Below are 16,831 nucleotides of genomic sequence, written 5' to 3'. Positions count from 1 at the left end.
ATCGACGCGCGGCTGCTGCTTTGCCGCCGCGCGACGGTTAGGATCGCACCTTGACGTAGCTGCCCGGCGCGTCTTCGAGCGGCGGGTAGGCTTCGTTGCCGATGGCGCGGGCGGGGACCTGCTCGTCGTCGAACTGGCCGACCCAGCCGCGCCAGTCCGGCCACCACGAGCCCTTGTGCTCCTCGGCGCCGCTGAGCCAGTTGGCGACCGAGCCAGCGAAGATGTCGGGGTTGGTCCAGAATTGGTACTTGTTCGCCGCCGGCGGATTGATCACGCCGGCGATGTGGCCGGAGCCGGACAGCACGAACTTCACCGGGCCGCCGAAGAACTGCGAGCCGTACAGCACCGACTCCGCCGGCGCGATGTGGTCTTCACGGGTGGCGAGGTTGTAGATCGGCACCTTGACCTTGGTGAGATCGAGCGTGGTGTTGTCCAGCACCATGGTGCCGGCCGACAGCTTGTTGTCGAGATAGCAGTTGCGGAGGTAGTAGGAGTGGTTCGCCGCCGGCATCCGTGTGGCGTCGGAATTCCAGTGCAGCAGGTCGAACGCCTGCGGCGGCTGGCCCTTCAGGTAATTGTTGACGACGTAGGACCAGATCAGGTCGTTCGGCCGCAGCATGTTGAAGGCCATCGCCATCTTGGCGCCTTCGAGCACGCCGGTGACTTTCATTTCGCGTTCGACCGCCGAAATCTGCTCCTCGTCGACGAACACCATCAGGTCGCCGGCATGGGTGAAGTCGACCTGCGTGGTCAGGAAGGTCGCCGAGGTGACCCGCACCCGGCGGCGTTCGGCGAGCCAGGCCAGCGTCGAGGCAAGCAGGGTGCCGCCGACGCAGTAACCCAGCGTGTGCACCTTCATCTCGCCGGTGACCTTCTCGACCACGTCCATCGCGGTCAGCGGGCCGAGCTTCATGTAGTCGGCGAAATCCTTGTCGGCGAGGCTCTTGTCCGGATTGACCCAGGAGATCACGAACACCGTGAGGCCCTGGTCGACGCACCATTTGATAAACGACTTCTCGGGTTTCAGGTCGAGAATGTAGTACTTGTTGATCCACGGCGGCACGATCAGCAGCGGGGTGCGCTGCACCGTCTCGGTGGCGGGCGCGTACTGGATCAGCTGCATGATCTCGTTCTGGAAGATCACCTTGCCCGGGGTCACCGCCATGTTGACGCCAACCTCGAGCCCGGCCGGGTCGGATTGGCGGATCTTCAGGTGACCGCGGCCGGACTGGATGTCGTCGGCCAGCATTTTCATGCCGCGCACCAGATTGTCGCCGCTGGCCTCCAGCGTTTGACGCGTCAGCTCCGGATTGGTCATCACGAAATTGGACGGCGCCAGCGCGGTGGTGAGCTGCTGGGCGTAGAACGCAGCCTTGCGCTTGGTGTGTGGGTCGATCTCCGCGTTCTTCACCAGTTCGTCTGCCCACTGTGTGGTCAGCAGATAGGCCTGCATCAGGAAATCGTAGAACGCATTGGCCTTCCATTCCGGCGAGGCGAACCGCTTGTCGCGCGGCGAGGGGGCGATCGCCGGTTCGGCCTGTTCGCCGGCGAGGCGCTTGGAGGCCGCGCCCCAGAGCTCCAGATAGGACTTGCCGAGCCGCTGCTGCAGCTCTTTGGAACGGGCCTGGTCGGACAGCCAGTAGTTGGCAACGGTGGACAAGCTGCGGACCATCTCGGTCAGACCAGGCGGCGGATGACCGTCCGGCGACGCGGCGCCGTTCTGCGACTTCATCATCGTCGCCAAGGCCTGACTGCCGCTCTCCATCGCCTGCGTCAGATTGCGGGCGAACGCATCAGGATCGAACTTCGGGGTAGCCTGGGGTTCAGCGAGCTTGTCGGTCATGAAGCAACACTACAGTCCGGTACGGGAATTCCACTGAGATTTGTCGTCGCGGCCACCGGATGATGGCATAGTTCGGTCAACGTCGCTGATTTCGATGTGCTGCAGTGCGACAAATTGCGCTTGATTTAGCCACATTGACACCCCACTGAAGTGGCCGGGTCGGTTAATGTCGTCGTTCGGTGCTGGCCGGTTCGAGACGGAATGAGTTAAGGTTTAATTCTCGAGTGCGACGATTGTTGCGGGCGGCGATGATCGAGAAGGCGGGGCCGGGTGCAGGCAAGCAAGGTGAAGCGAGTGGCAGGCAAGGGTGGACGGACGGGACCCGGCAGGCGGACTGCTGTTGCGGTCGCGCTGGTCCTCGTCGGCTGCGCGCTCGGCGGCTGCTCGGTTTCGCTGTCGGACATGCCGTTGCTCGGCAGCAGCGAGACCCCGGCCAAGCCTAAGCAAGCCGATGCTTTTCCGGCCGTGAACGACCTGCCGGCCAATCGCGACGAGGCGGTGTTGGCGCCATCTGAGCGCAACAAGATCGAGCAGGAATTGATCGCAGCCCGCGAACGCCAGGCGAATGCAAATGCCAGCGCGACGCCGCCGACCGCTACCGCGGCCGCCAGAACGGCGGCGTCGAAGTAGCCGGACCGACGCCGCCATTGACCACCCGCCGCCGGGGCAGGTGACGATCGCGAGCGGGCTGCATGTCAGCCTTGCCGCATACAGCCGTAAATTCGATCGAATCAGGGCGTTGCTGCACGTTAATCGGATTCCCCTCCGATCAAGAACGCGGTAACGATCCCACCGTTACCCGGAGTCGAGGACCATGGAAGAATTCTACCGCATCCGCCGCTTGCCGCCTTACGTGTTCGAGCAGGTCAATCGGGCCAAGGCCGCCGCGCGGAACGCCGGAGCCGACATCATCGATCTCGGGATGGGCAATCCGGACCTCCCGGCGCCGCAGCACGTCCTGGACAAGCTCAAGGACACGCTCGGCAAGCCGCGCACCGATCGCTATTCCGCCTCCCGCGGTATCACCGGCCTGCGTAAGGCCCAGGCCGCCTATTACGACCGCCGCTTCGGCGTGAAGCTGAATCCCGACACCCAGGTGGTGGCGACCCTCGGCTCCAAGGAAGGCTTCGCCAACGTCGCCCAGGCGATCACCGCGCCCGGCGACGTCGTGCTCTGTCCGAACCCGAGCTATCCGATCCATGCGTTCGGCTTTCTGATGGCGGGCGGCGTGGTCCGCTCCGTGCCCTCCGAGCCGACCCCGGATTTCTTCGCCTCGGCCGAGCGGGCGATCATCCATTCGATCCCCAAGCCGATCGCGCTGATCGCCTGCTACCCGTCGAACCCGACCGCCTATGTGGCCAGCCTCGATTTCTACAAGGATCTGGTGGCGTTCGCGAAGAAGCACGAGATCATGATCCTGTCGGATCTGGCCTATGCGGAAGTCTATTTCGACGACGCCAATCCGCCGCCGTCGGTGCTGCAGGTGCCGGGCGCGATGGACGTCACGGTCGAGTTCACCTCGATGTCGAAGACGTTCTCGATGGCCGGCTGGCGGATGGGCTTTGCGGTCGGCAACGAGCGCATTATCGCCGCGCTGGCGCGGGTGAAGTCGTATCTCGATTACGGTGCGTTCACGCCGGTGCAGGTCGCCGCCACGGCAGCGCTCAACGGCCCGGACGACTGCATCAAGGAGATGCGCGAGACCTACAAGAAACGCCGCGACATCCTGGTCGAGAGCTTCGGCCGCGCCGGCTGGGAGATCCCGCCGCCGTCCGCCTCGATGTTCGCCTGGGCGCCGCTGCCGCCGGCCTTCCGCGAGATCGGCAGCATGCAGTTCGCCACCTTGATGGTGGAGAAGTGCGGCGTCGTGGTGTCGCCGGGCGTCGGCTTCGGCGAGCACGGCGAGGGTTTCGTCCGCATCGCGATGGTGGAAAACGAGCAGCGTATCCGCCAGGCGGCACGCGGCGTCCGACGCTTCCTTGAAAGCGGCGTCGAAACGTTGCACAACGTCGTGCCTCTCGCCGTTCAGCGATAGGCCGTCATTGGAGGCCGCCCGCCGGCCTCCGGGTCTTTCCCCAAGAAAAGCCGGTTCCGGCAGCAGGTCAGCGCGTCATGGTCGCGCCACTCAGAGTGGGTATTGCGGGTCTCGGCACCGTGGGTGCCGAAGTCGTCCGCGTCATCGAACGGCAGGAGCGGACCTTGTCCGCGCGCTGCGGCCGTCCCGTGCGCGTGGTCGCGGTGACCGCGCGCTCCAAGGCGAAGAAGCGCGGGCTCGATCTCTCCGGCATCAAATGGGCCAAGAGCCCGCTGGCGATCGCCACCGATCCCGAGGTCGACTGCTTCGTCGAGCTGATCGGCGGCGCCGGCGATCCGGCCGGCCCGGCGATCGAAGCGGCGCTGGCCGCTGGCAAATCGGTCGTTACCGCCAACAAGGCGTTGATCGCCAAACACGGCCTCAAGCTCGCTTCGCTCGCCGAGAAGCACAATGCGGCGCTGAACTACGAAGCCGCCGTCGGCGCCGCGATCCCGGTGATCAAGACGCTGCGCGAAGGCCTCGCCGGCACCGACATCGACCGGATCTACGGCATCCTCAACGGCACCTGTAACTACATCCTGACCCGGATGGAGCAGGAGGGGCTGTCGTTCGACGACTGCCTCGCCGATGCCCAGCGGCTCGGCTACGCCGAAGCCGATCCGACCTTCGATATCGACGGCCATGACACCGCGCAGAAGCTCGCGATCCTGGCCAGCCTGGCGTTCGGCACCAAGGTGTCGGAGAGCTCGGTTTACGTCGAAGGCATCCGCTCGATCACGCCGGAAGACCTCCGCGCGGCCGATGATCTCGGCTACCGCGTCAAGCTGCTCGGCGTTGCGGTCCGCACCGCCAAGGGCATCGAGCAGCGCGTGCATCCGACCATGGTGCCGAAGACGTCGTCGATCGCCCAGGTGATGGGCGTCACCAATGCGGTGTCGATCGACGGCGACGGCATTCCTCCGATCACCCTGGTCGGCGCCGGTGCCGGTGCCGCAGCGACCGCATCGGCGGTCGTGGCCGATATCGCCGACGTTGCCCGCGGCATTTGCGCTGTGCCGTTCGGTCGGCCGGTGGCCGGGCTGAAGGCGACCGCCAAGGCGCCGATGCAGCGCCACGAAGGCGGCTATTACTTGCGGCTGTTGGCGCGCGATCACGCCGGCACCGCTGCGACCATCGCCCAGCGGCTTGCCGAGCAGGACATCTCGATCGAGTCGATCGTGCAGCGGCATCCGCACCGCAGCGTCGATGCCAACGGCAAGGCGACCAAATCGTCGATTCCGGTGCCGGTGATCCTGATTACTTACGCCACCGCCGAAGACGCGGTGCGCCGCGCGCTGCAGGCTGTGCAGCGCGACAAGGTGATCAGCGGCCGGCCACAGGTGATCCGGATCGAGAAGAACTGAGTTCGACCATTCGTACAGCCCCCGCCGCAAGCGCGGGGGCGCTGTTTTGAGGAGCTGGGCCGATGTCGACCACCATTTCCGTTCCGCCGCAATTGCTGCTGGAGCGCATCCTGACCCTGGAGATCGTGCGCGTGACCGAGCGTGCCGCGGTGTCGGCTGCGCGGCTGCGCGGCCACGGCAACGAGAAGGGCGCCGACCAGGCCGCGGTGGACGCGATGCGTCGGGAACTCAACAAGATGCCGATCGAGGGCACCATCGTGATCGGCGAGGGCGAACGCGACGAAGCGCCGATGCTGTTTATCGGTGAGAAGGTCGGCGCCGGCATCGACGCCGGTCCGAAGGTCGACATCGCGGTCGACCCGCTCGAAGGCACCACGCTGTGCGCCAAGAACATGCCGGGCTCGATCGCCACCATGGCGATGGCCGAAGGCGGCACGCTGCTGCACGCGCCCGACGTCTACATGCAGAAGATCGCGATCGGCCCGGGCTACGAGAAGAACCTGATCGACATCGATGCGCCGCCGGAAGACAACATTCGCCGCCTGGCGAATGCCAAGGACGTGTCGGTGCACGACATCACCGTGCTGGTGCTCGACCGGCCCCGCCACGCCGAACTGATCGCCAAGATCCGCGCCACCGGCGCCGGCGTCCAGCTGATCACCGACGGCGACGTCGCCGGCGTGATCCACTGCGCCGATCCGGACAACACCGGCGTCGACATCTACATGGGCACCGGCGGTGCGCCGGAAGGCGTGCTGGCCGCAGCGGCGCTGCGCTGCATCGGCGGTCAGATGCAGTGCCGGCTGCTGCTCGACACCCATTCCAAGCGCAACCGCGCCGAGTCGATGGGCATCGAGGATCCGAACTTCGTGTACCAGATCGAGGACATGGTGAAGGGCGACTGCCTGTTCGCCGCCACCGGCGTCACCGACGGTTCGCTGCTGTCCGGCGTCAAGTTCCGCAAGGACGTGATCCAGACCGAGACCGTGGTGATGCGCTCGGTCACCGGCACGGTGCGCTACATCAAGGCGGATCACCGCCAGTTCGAAAAGTTCCACCTCGATTAAGCACGGAGACGTCGGATGGCCGTCGAGATCCGTCCCGTCGGCCCCGACGAACGGGCCGCCTGGGAGCCGCTGTGGGCCGGCTACCTGGAGTTCTACAAAGCGACCCTCGCGCCCGGCACCTCCGACGTCACCTGGGCGCGGTTTCACGATCCCGCCGAGCCGATGCATCTGCTCGGTGCCTATGTCGACGGCAAACTCACCGGCATCGTGCAGTTCATCTATCACCGGTCGTGCTGGACGGCCGGTGATTACTGCTATCTGCAGGATCTGTTCGTCGTCGACACCGCGCGTGGACTCGGCCTCGGCCGCAAGCTGATCGAGGCGGTGTATGCACGCGCCAAGGCCGACGGCTGCAGCCGCGTGCATTGGCTGACCCAGACCGGCAACGCCACCGCGCGTCTGCTGTACGACCGCATTGCCGAGGATTCCGGCTTCATGCAGTATCGGAAGGTGTTTTAGCTCGTCATTCCGGGTTCGCGCTTCGCGCGTTCGGAATGACACGAGAGGGCGAGAGAAGAACAAGCAGGCAGCGACGACTGAATACGTAGCAAGGGAGGACAACGATGGCCGGAAGAGCCGAACCGACAAACGTGCAAGCCCTGATCTTCGACGTGTTCGGCACCGTGGTCGATTGGCGCACCAGCCTGATCGAGGACTTCACCGCATGGTCGGCGACACGTGGCATCGGCGGCGACTGGACCGGGCTGGTCGATGCGTGGCGGCAGGCCTACGTGCCGTCGATGGACGAGGTGCGGAAGAACCCGTCGCGCGGCTTCATCAAGCTCGATGATCTGCACCGCCGCTCGCTGGAGCAGCTCGCACCGCAGTTCGGGTTCGACAATCTCGGCGACGATGACCTGACCTACATCACCACCGGCTGGCATCGGCTGAAGCCGTGGCCGGACGTGATCTCCGGGCTGACCCGGCTGAAGTCGAAGTTCATCATCAGCCCGCTGTCCAACGGCAACGTCGGGCTGCTGACGCGGATGGCGAAGAATGCCGGGTTGCCGTGGGACCTGATCCTCGGCGGTGACGTGTTCGGACATTACAAGCCGGATCCCCAGACCTATCTCGGCGCCGCGCGCCTGCTCAATTTGCCGCCCGAGCAGGTGATGATGGTCGCCGCCCACAACAACGACCTCGCCGCCGCGCAAGCGCTCGGCCTGAAGACGGCCTTCATCCCGCGCCCGACCGAATACGGACCGCTGCAGACGCTCGACTTCGATGCCACGGGCGACTGGACCGTGGTGGCAAAGGATCTCAACGGAGTGGCCGATCGGCTGGGGTGTTAAAGGCAAATCCGCCACACAGCACGCCGTCATCCTGAGGCGCCGCCGCGCAGCGGCGGCCTCGAAGGATGAGCCACAAGTTGGTCGCCGCCGCATCCTTCGAGGCTCGCTTCGCTCGCGCCTCAGGATGACGACACCGTGCCGGTTCTGAGCGGAAAGCCATAGGGCGCGCCGCCTCGGTTTGCGCCGTCCGCGCTTCGTGCTTATCTGCGCGGACCATGACGCCTCCCGTATCCGTATTACCGCCCGAAACCGTGCCGGCGTTTCTCGGCGTGACCCGCTCGGCCACCGGCAAGGCGTGGCGCGACCGGCTCGACGCGCGTGCCACTGCCAAAGCGCAGGCGATGGTGCAGCGCTTTTCTTTGCCCGAGATGCTGGCTCGGGTGCTGGCCGGGCGGGGCGTGGAGATCGACCAGGTCGAGGACTTCCTCGATCCGACCATCCGCAAGCTGATGCCCGATCCGGCATCGCTGACCCAGATGGAAGCCGGCGCCAAGCGGATCGCCGACGCCGCGGTGCGCGGCGAGCAGGTGGCGATCTTCGGCGATTACGACGTCGACGGCGCGACCTCCTCGGCGCTGCTCGCCTGGCATCTGCGCCACTGCGGGCTCGATCCTCTGATCCACATTCCGGATCGCATCTTCGAAGGCTACGGCCCGAATATCGACGCGATCCGCATGCTCGCTGGCAAGGGCGCGACGCTGCTGATCACCGTCGACTGCGGCACCACCAGCCTCGAGCCGCTGGCTGAAGCACGGCGGCTCGGGATGAGCGTGGTGGTGATCGATCATCACCAGTGCGGAGACGAACTGCCCGAGGTCGACGCGCTGATCAATCCGAACCGCCCGGACGATCTGTCCGGGCTCGGCCATCTCGCCGCGGTCGGTCTGGTGCTGATGACGCTGGTCGCGGTCAACCGCGAGCTGCGGCATCGCGGGTTCTGGAGCACCGAGCGGCCCGAGCCGAATCTTCTGGACATGCTGCATCACGTCGCGCTGGGCACCGTCGCCGACGTCGCGCCGCTGATCGGGCTGAACCGTGCCTTCGTCGCCAAGGGCCTGATCGCGATGCGGCGGCGCGACCATGTCGGCCATACCGCGCTGATGGATGTCGCCCGTCTCAACGGCCCGCCGGAGGCGTGGCATCTCGGCTTCATGCTCGGGCCGCGGATCAATGCCGGCGGCCGCATCGGTCGCGCCGATCTCGGCGTCCGGCTGCTGCTCGAATCCGACGTCTCCGAAGCCGCCCGCATCGCCGCCGAACTCGACCGCCTCAACAGTGAGCGCCGCGAGATCGAACAGAAGGCCGAGGCCCAGGCGGAAGCCGAAGCGCTGGCGTCGCTCGGGCTCGAGGATAAGGGCGCGGTGATCGTTACCGCGTCGGAAGGCTGGCATCCTGGCGTGGTCGGGCTGGTCGCCTCGCGGCTGAAAGAGAAGTTCGGACGGCCCTCATTCGCGATCGCGCTGGAGCCCGGCGGCATCGGCACCGGCTCGGGCCGTTCGATCTCCGGCGTCGATCTCGGCAAGGCGGTACGTCAAGCGGTGCACGACGGCCTGCTGCTGAAGGGCGGCGGCCACGCCATGGCGGCCGGCGTGACGCTACGGAAAGAGCGGCTCGCCGAATTCCGCGCCTGGCTGGAAACGACGCTTGCGGACGACGTCGCCAAATCGCGCCACGTCAACGAACTATACGTCGACGGTGCGGTGTCGGCGCGCGGCGTCACGACAGAGCTGGCGGCGACGCTGAACCGTGCCGGGCCGTTCGGAGCCGGCAATCCGGAGCCGATCGTGGCGCTGCCAGCGCATCAGCTGGTCTATGCCGCCGAGGTCGGCCAGTCGCATCTGCGGCTGCGCTTCAAGGCGGGCGACGGCGCGACCGTCAACGGCATCGCCTTCCGCAGCGTCGGCCAGAAGCTCGGTAACGCATTGAGCGAGAACCGCGGGCAGGTTCTTCATGTCGCCGGCAGCCTCAGCGTCGACCGTTGGCAGGGCGCCGAACGCGTGCAGCTTCGCGTCATCGATGTCGCTGTGCCAGATGCCGGGCCGGCGATGATCAGGTGACGAGTACGCTTGAGGCGGCCTCGGGATCAGAAAGCCGAATTAGTCATGGCCGTCATCGCCGGACTTGATCCGGCGATCCATCTTCCAAGAGTGATGGATGGCCGGGTCGAGCCCGGCCATGACGTGAGTTGCATTCAGATGAGCGGGATGCTCGAAGCTAAGTACAAATCTCGCCCTGCATCACCAGTTCGCGAAACAGCTCGACCGCCTTCGGATTCAGCGCGCCTTCGTCCGGCAGCACCAGGGGGAGATCGGGCGGGGCGAGGATGGCGAACTGGCGGCCCCATTCGTACACCCAGGCCAGGCCATCCTGGAACATCACCTCGTCGTCGTAGCGCGGCGTGCGACCGGAGCGGGCCTCGGCAAAGCCGCGGCGGAAGGTGGTGTTCCAGACGATTTCGTCCAGCGGAGCTTGGAAGGTTTCGGCCTGCGGGCGCACGTCGGTCATGGCTCAATCCGGCGATACATCCTGAAGAAGGGGCGGAAGGGTATTATTCCACGGCTCGGCCGAGGCAAAACCCTGACTTTCGGTCAATCGCCCCGGTCGTGTTTGGCGGGGATCAGATAGGCCGGGATCAGCCGGCGGATCAAGCCGGCCGCTGCCTTGCGGAACGCTGCATTGTGCAGGCAGACGCCGCCGATCAGGCCGACCACGCAGCCGATCACGGTATCGATGAACCGCGCCTCGATGATCTGGTGCACCGGCTCCTGGCCGAGCGTGGCGGCATCGGCGAGGAAGATGGTGAGCGGGGTGATGAAGATCACCGCAAACCCGTAGTGCCGGATCACCGCGGTCTCGATGATGAAGCTCAGCGCGATCACCGCGAACGCGATGCTCCATTTCTCCAACGGCAGCGCCAGCAGAACGGCGGCGAGGCCGAGTCCGATCACCGTGCCGAGCAGCCGGTGCAGGTGCCGGTTCCAGACCGCGCGGACCGACAGGCCCTGGATCACCGCGAGACAGCTCACCGGCACCCAATACGGCCGCTCGAGCTGTAGCGCCTGGGCCAGCGCCAGCGCACCGCCGACGAACACGCCGATCACCACCGCGTCGAGCACGACGTGCTCGAAATCGTCGGTCGCCAGCGGCGGCACCGGCAGCGGATCGCGGATCCGCAGCACCACCACCGAGTAGACCATCGCGATCAGCGTGGCGAGCAGGCTGCCGAGCACGAACAGCCCCGCCTTCAGCGGCACCTGCATCAGATCGCCCGGCGTATAGGCGGCGATCGCGGCGGCCATCACGAAGAACATGCTGCCGGGCGGGCCGACCCGATAGAACCGGCACAGCATCGTCACCAGGATCGCCGTGAAGGTGAGCGCCGGCACCAGCAGCCAGGGTAGCAGATGAACGATCAGCCCGAGCGTGTAGCAGGCGGCATAGCCGAAGCCGGCCGCCATCATCGACACCATACGATGGTGCAACGGTGTGCGCGGCAGGTACAGAAACGCCATGCCGCCGAGCGACGAGATCAGGCCGTAGTCGAGATGGTCGAAATACGCACCGATCAGCATCGGCACGCCCGCAGCCAGCGCCGCCGAGAACGGCATCTGCCACGGCCGGTCGCTCGGATTGAAGGTGACGAGCTCGCGCCACTCCTCCTGCGCCAGCGCCTTGATCCGGTGCCACGTCCAGTGATGTTGAAGCATCGAACAGCCTGCGGTCTTTATCCACCCTGCCGCAGTCGTGCCAGCACCTTCAGCCCGCCGTAGCCGTCGGCGGGCAACAGGCCGGCCTTGAGCTGAAAGTCGCGGATCGCCTTCATGGTGTCGTTGCCGACCCGGCCGTCGGTGCCGCCGGTGTCGAACCCGGCACGGGTCAACCGCGTCTGCATCTCCTGCACCTCGGCGAGCGTCAGCGCGCGCTCCGAGCCGGGGAACGGATGCACGAACGGGCCACCGCCGAGAATGCGATCGCCGAGGTGGCAGATCGCGAGCGCGTAGTTCATCGACGGGTTGTAGCTCTTCACCGCGTAGAAGTTGGGGCCGATCAGGAATTTCGGCCCGCCCTCGACCGGCACCCACATCGTCGCGCTGGCTGAGGAATTGGGAAACGGCTGGCCGTCGGCGCGGGTGACGCCTGAACGCGACCACTCCGAGTAAGTGCGGCGGCTGCCGGCTGCGCCGCCGGCGGCTTCGACCTCGTAGCCCCAATGCTCGCCGCGTTGATACTTGCCGCGGCGGACGAGATACTTGGCGGTCGAGCCGAGCGCGTCGTCGGGCCGGCCGAACGGCGACACCCGGCCGTCGCCGTCATAATCGATGCCGACGTTCAGCCACACCTCCGGCATCCACTGGCTGTGGCCCATGGCGCCGGCCCAGGAGCCGCGCATCTCCTCCGGCGTCGACCAGCCCTTGTCGACGATCCGCAGTGCGTTGATCAGTTCGGTTTCCCAATAGGTCCGCCGCCGCGGCTCGCGCCACGCCAGCGCGGCCAGCGACGGAAACACCGGGCGCATATGGTTCTGCTGGACCAAGGGATCGCCAAAGGCGCTCTCGACGCCCCACAGCGCCAGCAGTGTGCCGCGCTCGACTCCGAAATCGCGCTCGATCCGGGCGAACAGCGCTTCGTTCTTGCGCAGCGCCTCGCGGCCGGCGGTGACGCGCCAGTCCGACACCCGGCGGTTGATGTACTGCCAGAGCTGCTCGTGGAACTCGGGCTGCTTCTTCAGCTTGGCGAACACGCTCGTGTCCGGCTCGAGGCCGCCCATCACCCGGTCCCAGGTTCGGGGCGAGACGCCTTTAGCCAGCGCCTTGGCACGGAAACTGTCGCGCCATTGGTCGAACCCCGCCGGGGCGGCGCTGACGGCCGTGGGCAGCAACACGGCGGCACCCACGGCGGCCTGCAGCACGAGCCGACGGGTAAGCAAGGAGCGGGAATCGGGCTTGTCCATGACCGGCATTGTATCGGTATTGCCGTCGCCGCTAAAGCCGCTGCGCGACGACGAGGGTGGCGCATTGCGTTAAGCAAATGGTTCCCGAACGTGGCAGCGACACGATGTCGTCGGACCGTGCTCTTGTACCATCTTGACCCGCGCCCAACTGGTGTCTGACCCAGCCATTGCCGCTCCGCGCCGCGGACGGTGGTCAACCGACGAGGACACCCGTGGACCAAGATCTCGACGTCGCTTCCTGCAACGCCGCGGCGACGACCACCGCGACTGGAGAGCCCGCCGGTTCCAAGCCTCGCGCCGCGGCGGGGCGGCTGCTGATGGTGATCAATCGCGGAAGCCGCTCGGGCGGCGAGGCGGTCGGCATTGCCTGTTCCCGATTAAGCGAAGCCGGGTTCGATCTGGTGGTGTCGTCGCCCGGGAGCCCGAACGAGATCTCCCCCTGGATCGAGGCCCATGCCGACGGCGTCAGCGGAGTCGTGGTCGCCGGCGGAGACGGCACACTGAACGCCACGGCGCCTGCGCTGGTCAGCACCAAACTACCGCTTGGGATTATTCCAGCGGGCACGGCCAACGATCTGGCGCGGACGCTCGGTGTGCCGCTGGACATGGCCGCTGCTGCGGACGTGATCGCGGCCGGCCACCGCCAGATGATCGATCTCGGTGAAGTCAACGGACACAAGTTCTTCAACGTCGCCAGCATCGGGCTGAGCGCGGATCTGGCGCGCCAACTCAACCGCGAGACCAAGCGCCGCTTCGGTCGGCTCAGCTACGCATTGACCGCAGCCAAGGTGCTGGGCAAAGCGCGGCCGTTTCATGCGGTGATTGCGTCCCCGGATGGTGAGGACCGGGTCAAGACCTTGCAGATCGCAGTCGGCAATGGCCGCTACTACGGCGGCGGCATGGCGGTCGAGCAGACGGCGACCATCGACGACGGCCAGTTCGATCTGTATTCGCTCGAATTCGCCAGGGTGTGGAAGCTGCTGGCGATGGCCTACGCGTTCCGCAACGGCCGGCACGGGCTGTGGCGCGAAGTGCGGGCCGCGCGTGGCACCTCGTTCGAAATCCGCACCCGCAAGCCGCGACCGGTCAATGCCGATGGCGAACTGGTGACGTTCACGCCGGCTCGGTTCGAACTGTTACGGAAGGCCGTCAGCGTCTTCGTCCCGAAACAGGAGCCGCCGATCCGCTGAGCTATCGGCTTGCCGAGCTCACGAAAAAGCCCGCCGGGATGCGGCGGGCTTTGGTCGCGATCAGTGCGGATCGAAATCAGTCCTTGGCGCGCTCGACGTAGGAGCCGTCCTCGGTCAGCACGACGATCCGGGTGCCGGTGCCGATGTGCGGCGGGACGGCGGTGCGGACGCCGTTCGACAGCACCGCCGGCTTGTAGGACGACGACGCGGTCTGGCCCTTGGTGACCGGCTCGGTCTCCACGACTTCGAGCGTGGCGCGCTGGGGCAGCGTGATCGCGACGGCAGTGGTGTCGTGCATCGACAGCTTCACCACCATGCCTTCCTGCAGGTAAGGCGCGGCCGAGCCGACGACGTCCTTGGCGACCTGGACCTGATCGTAGGATTCCGGCTCCATGAAGTGGAAACCTTCGCCATCCTCGTAGAGGAAGCTGTAGTTGCGCTCTTCGATGGTGACCTTCTCGACCTGATCGGTGGTCTTGTAGCGCTCCGAGATCTTCACGCCGTCGCTGATTCGGCGCATTTCGATCTGGCTGACGGGCGTGCCCTTGCCGGGATGGATGTTTTCGGCAGACAGGACGACGTAAAGCTTCCCATCTTGCTCGAGGACGTTGCCCTTGCGAATAGAACTGGCGATGACTCTCAAAGGAATGTTTCCTGTCGTTCAGGTCCGGGCCCGATCCGGGCGTTGGTATCCCGAGGCCGAAACGGTTTCGGGGCGCAACATACTGATTTGTGGCGCTGATGCCAGCGTTTTGCGCGGCCGGACGGGGGCGACTTGAGATGGAGGCACAGGCCCACCCGTCGCCCTGGTGGAACAGGGATAGGTATTTGGACCGTCAGCCATTTTTGCGCGCGCGGGGGACTGTGACCCGGGCCGTGCGAGGCTGGTTCGAAACGGCCGATTTTACCGAAGTTGAGACCGCCATCCTGCAGATCTCGCCGGGCAACGAGACCCATCTGCATGCCCCGCGCACCGAACTGCAGGGGCCGGACGGTGAGCGCCGCACCCGATATCTGCGGACTTCGCCGGAATTTGCCTGCAAGAAGCTGCTGGCGGCCGGCGAAGCGCGAATATTCGAGCTTGCGCGGGTGTTTCGCGACCGCGAGCGCGGCCGGGTGCATCTGCCGGAGTTCACCATGCTGGAGTGGTATCGCGCCGATACGCCATATCAGCAGGTGATCGACGACTGCGTCGCGCTGATCCGTACGGCGGCCGAGGCGACCGGGATCGGGGCATTTTCGTTCCGGGGGCGGCGCGCCGATCCGTACGCCGAGCCGGAGCGGCTGACGGTGGCCGACGCGTTCGCGCGCTTCGCTGGCATCGATCTGCTGGCGACGATCAGCCAAGGCGAGGGCGACCGGGCGGCACTGGCGTCCGCGGCGGCAGGCAGCGTTCGGATCGCCGACGACGACACCTGGTCCGACATCTTCAGCAAGGTGCTGGTCGAGCATGTCGAGCCGCGGCTCGGCGATGGACGGCTGACGGTGCTGAGCGAATATCCGGCGCCGGAAGCGGCGCTGGCGCGGACCAAATCGGACGATCCGCGCGTCGCCGAACGGTTCGAGCTCTATGCCTGCGGTGTCGAGCTCGCCAACGGCTTCGGCGAACTCACCAACGCCGCCGAGCAGCGCGCGCGCTTCATCGCCGCCATGGACGAGAAGGAGCGACGCTACGGTGAGCGTTATCCGCTCGACGAGGCCTTTCTCGCGGCGGTTGCCGAAATGCCCGAAGCGAGCGGCGTCGCGCTCGGCTTCGACCGGCTGGTGATGCTGGCCGCCGGCGCAACGACGATCGATCAGGTGGTGTGGACGCCGCCGGCAGGCGAGGACGCATGACCAAGGTCACCCGATTGAACACCCCGGCCGCGGCGACGTTGCGTCAGCCGGACGAACTGATCGCCGAGGGCCTCGCCGCAGCGGGTGATCGCGCGTTTCTGGATCAGATCGGCGCGCGCTACGCGATCGCGGTGACGCCGGCCGTCGCGGCGCTGATCGATCGCGATGATCCCGACGATCCGATCGCGCGGCAATACATCCCGCGCGCCGAAGAGCTGTCGTCGCTGGCGTTCGAACGCGACGATCCGATCGGCGATGCCGCGCATGCGCCGGTCGAAGGCATCGTGCATCGCCATCGTGACCGCGTGCTGTTCAAGCCGGTGCATGTCTGCGCGGTGTATTGCCGGTTCTGCTTCCGCCGCGAGATGGTCGGGCCCGGCAAGGACAACGCATTGTCGCGCGAGGCGACGGCGGCGGCGCTGGACTATATCCGCGCGCATCGCGAGATCTGGGAAGTGATCTTCACCGGCGGCGATCCGCTGATGCTGTCGCCGCGACGTCTTGCGGAGATCATGGCCGAGCTCGCTGCGATCGACCACGTCAAGATCATCCGCTTTCACACCCGCCTGCCGGTCGCCGACCCGGCACGGATTTCGCCGGATCTTGTGCGCGCGCTGCGCGCGGCGGGCAAGACTACGTGGCTCGCGCTGCACGCCAATCACCCGCGCGAATTGACCGAGGACGCGCGTGCGGCGTGCGCGCGGATCATCGATGCCGGGATTCCGATGGTCAGCCAGTCGGTGTTGCTGCGCGGCGTCAACGACGATGTGGCGACGCTGGAGGCGTTGATGCGCGCCTTCGTCGCGTGCCGAATCAAGCCGTACTACCTGCATCACGGTGATCTGGCACCGGGGACCGCGCATCTGCGGACCTCGCTCGCGGAAGGTCAGGCGTTGATGCGTGCGCTGCGCGGAAATGTTTCCGGACTTTGCCAGCCAGAGTACGTGCTCGACATTCCCGGCGGCTACGGCAAGGCGCCGGTTGGCCCCAATTATTTGTCGGACGCCGATGGAACGGAGGCGGATTCGCGCTATCGTGTCTCCGACTATTGTGGCGATGTGCATTTGTATCCGCCGCGATCCGACTAAGGGGCGGGGCAACTTGGCCGGCTCTTATGCGTTGGTCGTGAGTGGGTGCCGAACCGCCGGCGGATGCAGATCGCTGCAATTCTGGAGCCGTCGCGACCAGCGTCGCGGTGGCAGAGTGGATGGAAG

General features: G+C 66.2%; 15 protein-coding genes and 1 pseudogene. 11 read left to right on the top strand and 5 right to left on the bottom strand.

Features of this window, described 5'->3' with window-relative positions; all coding sequences use genetic code 11:
• Positions 1-37: 37 nt before the first annotated feature.
• The gene (locus tag DNX69_RS20250; RefSeq protein ID WP_110787806.1) at positions 38-1,843 is read right to left on the bottom strand and encodes a PHA/PHB synthase family protein; all 1,806 of its coding nucleotides are present in this window, start codon (positions 1,841-1,843) and stop codon (positions 38-40) included.
• 270 nt (positions 1,844-2,113) lie between these two features.
• Between DNX69_RS20250 and DNX69_RS26860 the strand changes: the two are divergent.
• From DNX69_RS26860 to recJ, 8 genes and pseudogenes are all read left to right on the top strand, one after another.
• Positions 2,114-2,239 (top strand): annotated as a pseudogene (locus DNX69_RS26860) (hypothetical protein); the annotation flags it as partial.
• A gap of 6 nt (positions 2,240-2,245) precedes the next feature.
• Entirely contained in the window at positions 2,246-2,473 is a 228-nt protein-coding gene (locus tag DNX69_RS20245) for a hypothetical protein (protein ID WP_234827031.1), read from the top strand.
• A 184-nt stretch (positions 2,474-2,657) separates the two neighbouring features.
• The gene (locus tag DNX69_RS20240; RefSeq protein WP_110787805.1) at positions 2,658-3,878 is read left to right on the top strand and encodes an LL-diaminopimelate aminotransferase; all 1,221 of its coding nucleotides are present in this window, start codon (positions 2,658-2,660) and stop codon (positions 3,876-3,878) included.
• Positions 3,879-3,955: 77 nt separating this feature from the next.
• Positions 3,956-5,281: a homoserine dehydrogenase gene (locus DNX69_RS20235; RefSeq protein WP_110787804.1), complete on the top strand. Its 1,326-nt coding sequence runs from the start codon at positions 3,956-3,958 to the stop codon at positions 5,279-5,281.
• A gap of 62 nt (positions 5,282-5,343) precedes the next feature.
• Positions 5,344-6,348: a class II fructose-bisphosphatase gene (gene glpX, locus DNX69_RS20230; RefSeq protein WP_110787803.1), complete on the top strand. Its 1,005-nt coding sequence runs from the start codon at positions 5,344-5,346 to the stop codon at positions 6,346-6,348.
• Between the two features lie 15 nt (positions 6,349-6,363).
• Positions 6,364-6,807, top strand: coding sequence for a GNAT family N-acetyltransferase (locus DNX69_RS20225; protein WP_110787802.1), 444 nt, complete (start codon positions 6,364-6,366; stop codon positions 6,805-6,807).
• A 104-nt stretch (positions 6,808-6,911) separates the two neighbouring features.
• A complete protein-coding gene (locus tag DNX69_RS20220) occupies positions 6,912-7,640 on the top strand; it encodes a haloacid dehalogenase type II (RefSeq protein ID WP_110787801.1) in 729 nt (242 codons plus the stop codon).
• Between the two features lie 215 nt (positions 7,641-7,855).
• Positions 7,856-9,697, top strand: coding sequence for a single-stranded-DNA-specific exonuclease RecJ (recJ, locus tag DNX69_RS20215; protein ID WP_110787800.1), 1,842 nt, complete (start codon positions 7,856-7,858; stop codon positions 9,695-9,697).
• 157 nt (positions 9,698-9,854) lie between these two features.
• On the opposite strand, the gene DNX69_RS20205 is transcribed toward recJ, so the two are convergent.
• From DNX69_RS20205 to DNX69_RS20195, 3 genes are all read right to left on the bottom strand, one after another.
• Positions 9,855-10,145, bottom strand: a complete 291-nt coding sequence (locus DNX69_RS20205; protein WP_110787799.1) for a hypothetical protein — start codon at positions 10,143-10,145, stop codon at positions 9,855-9,857.
• An 83-nt stretch (positions 10,146-10,228) separates the two neighbouring features.
• Positions 10,229-11,347 (bottom strand): FUSC family protein, encoded by a 1,119-nt coding sequence (locus DNX69_RS20200; protein WP_110787798.1) that lies wholly within the window; start codon positions 11,345-11,347, stop codon positions 10,229-10,231.
• Positions 11,348-11,364: 17 nt separating this feature from the next.
• Entirely contained in the window at positions 11,365-12,591 is a 1,227-nt protein-coding gene (locus tag DNX69_RS20195) for a lytic murein transglycosylase (RefSeq protein ID WP_110787797.1), read from the bottom strand.
• A gap of 212 nt (positions 12,592-12,803) precedes the next feature.
• Between DNX69_RS20195 and DNX69_RS20190 the strand changes: the two genes are divergently transcribed.
• Entirely contained in the window at positions 12,804-13,781 is a 978-nt protein-coding gene (locus DNX69_RS20190; RefSeq protein ID WP_283809356.1) for a lipid kinase, read from the top strand.
• A gap of 76 nt (positions 13,782-13,857) precedes the next feature.
• Here the strand turns inward: DNX69_RS20190 and efp are convergent, their stop codons facing one another.
• Positions 13,858-14,424, bottom strand: coding sequence for an elongation factor P (gene efp, locus DNX69_RS20185; protein ID WP_110787796.1), 567 nt, complete (start codon positions 14,422-14,424; stop codon positions 13,858-13,860).
• A 137-nt stretch (positions 14,425-14,561) separates the two neighbouring features.
• Between efp and epmA the strand changes: the two genes are divergently transcribed.
• The gene (epmA, locus tag DNX69_RS20180; protein WP_110787795.1) at positions 14,562-15,617 is read left to right on the top strand and encodes an EF-P lysine aminoacylase EpmA; all 1,056 of its coding nucleotides are present in this window, start codon (positions 14,562-14,564) and stop codon (positions 15,615-15,617) included.
• Positions 15,614-16,705 (top strand): lysine-2,3-aminomutase-like protein, encoded by a 1,092-nt coding sequence (locus DNX69_RS20175; protein WP_110787794.1) that lies wholly within the window; start codon positions 15,614-15,616, stop codon positions 16,703-16,705. The genes epmA and DNX69_RS20175 overlap by 4 nt, the downstream gene beginning before the upstream one ends.
• The last annotated feature ends 126 nt before the right edge of the window (positions 16,706-16,831 follow it).

It is taken from the genome of Rhodopseudomonas palustris (assembly GCF_003226555.1).
GTDB lineage: Bacteria > Pseudomonadota > Alphaproteobacteria > Rhizobiales > Xanthobacteraceae > Rhodopseudomonas > Rhodopseudomonas palustris_I.
This window is presented reverse-complemented; position numbering and strand designations above follow the sequence as displayed.